The sequence below is a fragment of the Actinomycetota bacterium genome, assembly GCA_036280995.1.
In the GTDB taxonomy this organism is placed as follows: domain Bacteria; phylum Actinomycetota; class CALGFH01; order CALGFH01; family CALGFH01; genus CALGFH01.
Genome location: DASUPQ010000357.1, coordinates 1 through 2612 on the forward strand (window position 1 = coordinate 1; position 2612 = coordinate 2612).

The following is a 2612-nucleotide window of genomic DNA, read 5'->3' on the forward strand; positions in this document are numbered from 1 at the left end:
GGTTGATCGGGTGGGATTGGTTCTGGGTCGGGATCGCCGCCCTGTTGGACATCGGCCATTGGGTCGCCGGCGCCAGCCAGCGCAACCAGCTTCCCGGCAGGCGGACCACAACCGCATAGGAGCTGAACCGGAACGCCGACCCGGCCAGCCCGGCTGGCAAGCTTGCCTGGGCTCACATATGGCCCAGATCCCGACGGGACGTCCCTGACGGGCTACCTCCACCGCTATGCCGGGGAGGTACCGACTCATGAGGTGCCGGGATGGGTCCTGGATCTCATCCGTGTGGGGTGATGCATCGCTGGGCGTCCCCCGTCCACGCTTGCAGGTGGTGCCGGCAGCTGAGGGAAGTGGGCGGTGCGCAGTCGAATGGTGGCCACTGAGCAGGAGACGCCAGGGACGGCGACCGTCCCCCAGCGCTGGCTGGCCCGCCTGGCCCTGGTGGCCGCCGCCGCCGCCGTGCTGGTGCCGCCGGTGCTGGCCGGTCCCCGCCAGAGCCTGGCCTTGGTGCTGGTCGGGCTGGTCGGCCTGGCCCTGACCCTGGCCGGGGCGTGGTGGGCGCTGACCAACAGGGGCCTGGTGCGGGGCCTGGCGATTGCCCTGGCGGTGGCGGCCCCGGTGACCGTACTGGTGCTGTACCGGCGCGAGCGGCTGCTCTGGGTGGCGCTGCTGGCGTTGGGGCTGGGGGCGCTGGGCGTGGCCGCCGGCCGGGCCGCGTTGCGCCGCGACGCCATCCCCGAGCGGATGCGCGAGCACGAGGTTCCGCCGCCCCGGCGGCCGTTCCTGATCATGAACCCGCGCTCGGGGGGCGGGAAGGTGACCCGCTTCGGCCTCAAGGACAAGGCCGAGGCCCTGGGGGCCACCGTCGCCCTGCTCGAGGGGCCCGGGACCGTGGACGTGGGCGAGCTGGCCCGCCGGGCGGTGGCCGACGGGGCCGACCTGCTCGGGGTGGCCGGCGGCGACGGGACCCAGGCCCTGGTCGCCGGCATCGCCGCCGAGCACGACATTCCGCTGCTGGTCATCTCGGCCGGCACCCGCAACCACTTCGCCCTCGACCTGGGCCTGGACCGGGAGGACCCCTCGCGGTGCCTGGACGCTCTGAAGGACGGAGTGGAGCTGCGGGTCGACCTGGGCGTGATCGGCGACCGCCCGTTCGTCAACAACGCCTCCTTCGGCGCCTATGCAGCGGTGGTGCAGAGCCCGGCCTACCGCGACGACAAGCGCCGCACGACGACCGAGATGCTCCCTGAGCTGCTGGTCGGCCAGCGCGGGCCGCGCCTGGTGGCCAGGGCGGCGAACGTGACCATTGAGGGGCCCCAGGCGGTGCTGGTCTCCAACAACGTGTATGGGATGGGCGACATCGCCGGGCTGGGGCGTCGGGCCCGGCTGGACCGTGGCAACCTGGGCGTGTTCGCCGTCTCCGTCAGCAGCGCGGTCCAGGCGGCCGGCCTTGTCCGCGGGACGCAGTCCCGCGGGCTGACCAGACTGGTCGGGCGCGAGGTCACCGTCGACGCCGACGCCGCCCAGGTCCCGGTCGGGGTCGACGGTGAGGCGCTGTTGCTGGACACGCCCGTTCGCTGCACGATCCGGCCGGCTGCCCTGCGGGTCCGGGTGCCCCGTGACCGTCCTGGGGTGCCCGATCCCAAGCCCATCATGGACTGGAAACGCCTGCGCCAGATGGCCCTCACCGGGCCGGGCACCGGCCGTGGGTGACGGCGCCGGTCGCGGGCGGCCGACGCCTCCCGCGACCATCTACGGCGGCGCTCTCGGTGAGCTGGACCACATCGACCAGGCCGTCTACCGGGCGATCGCGGCCACGCCGTCGCCCAGCCTCGACCTCGTCCTGAGCCGGCTGTCGTCGGCCGCCGACCACTCCAAGCTGTGGTTCGCCATCGCCGCGGCGCTCATGCTCAAGCCGGGCCGGCCACGGAGGGCCGCGCTGCTGGGGGTGGCAAGCATCGGGCTCGCCTCGGCGACAGCCAACCTCGTGGGCAAGGGGCTGCTCAGGCGGGCCCGTCCCGACCGGGCCGGGGTGAACGTGCCGACAGGGCGCATGGTCAGGATGCCCGGCTCGACGTCGTTCCCTTCTGGTCACTCCGCCTCGGCCTTTGCCTTCGCGACGGCGGTCGGCGACGAGCTGCCCCTGGCGTGGCTGCCGCTGCACGCCTTGGCCGCCGCCATCACCTACTCCAGGGTCCACACCGGCGTGCACTATCCGGGTGATGTGCTGGTCGGCTCGCTCATGGGGACCGGCGCCGCCGTCGCCGTCCGCTACAGCGGCCGCATCCTGATGCGCCGGAGCGCCAGCCCATCTCGGCCGGGGTCAGCAGCGCCGTGAGCAGCAGCCCGGCGGCCAGGTGGCGTGCCAGCCAGGCGGCCCTGTAGTCGAGCAGCGTGCGTAGCCCTAGCAACCACTTCAGGCGGGCGGTGTCACGATGTCCGGGTCGGCCGGGACAGCGACCTCCTGTCCTTGCCGTCGTAGGGCAAGGTATGTAGCACGCCTCGCAGGTCCTGGACGAGTGGCCGAGTTCCTCACCGGGTCCGGCCACCGGCTGCGCCCGACCGCATGCTGGCCACCGTGTTGTTCAGCGACATGCTGGGATCACTGAACAGGC

2 protein-coding genes are annotated in these 2612 nt (G+C 73.1%); both read left to right on the forward strand.

The features are described 5' to 3' along the window. Positions 1-366: 366 nt before the first annotated feature. A complete protein-coding gene (locus VF468_12080; GenBank protein HEX5879035.1) occupies positions 367-1710 on the forward strand; it encodes a diacylglycerol kinase family protein in 1344 nt (447 codons plus the stop codon). Further along, the gene (locus VF468_12085; protein ID HEX5879036.1) at positions 1703-2335 is read left to right on the forward strand and encodes a phosphatase PAP2 family protein; all 633 of its coding nucleotides are present in this window, start codon (positions 1703-1705) and stop codon (positions 2333-2335) included. The genes VF468_12080 and VF468_12085 overlap by 8 nt, the downstream gene beginning before the upstream one ends. The last annotated feature ends 277 nt before the right edge of the window (positions 2336-2612 follow it).

Bases quoted from the DNA above. Each gene is read 5' to 3' on its own strand.
- VF468_12080 (HEX5879035.1), top strand. From the start codon at position 367: ATGGTGGCCACTGAGCAGGAGACGCCAGGGACGGCGACCGTCCCCCAG.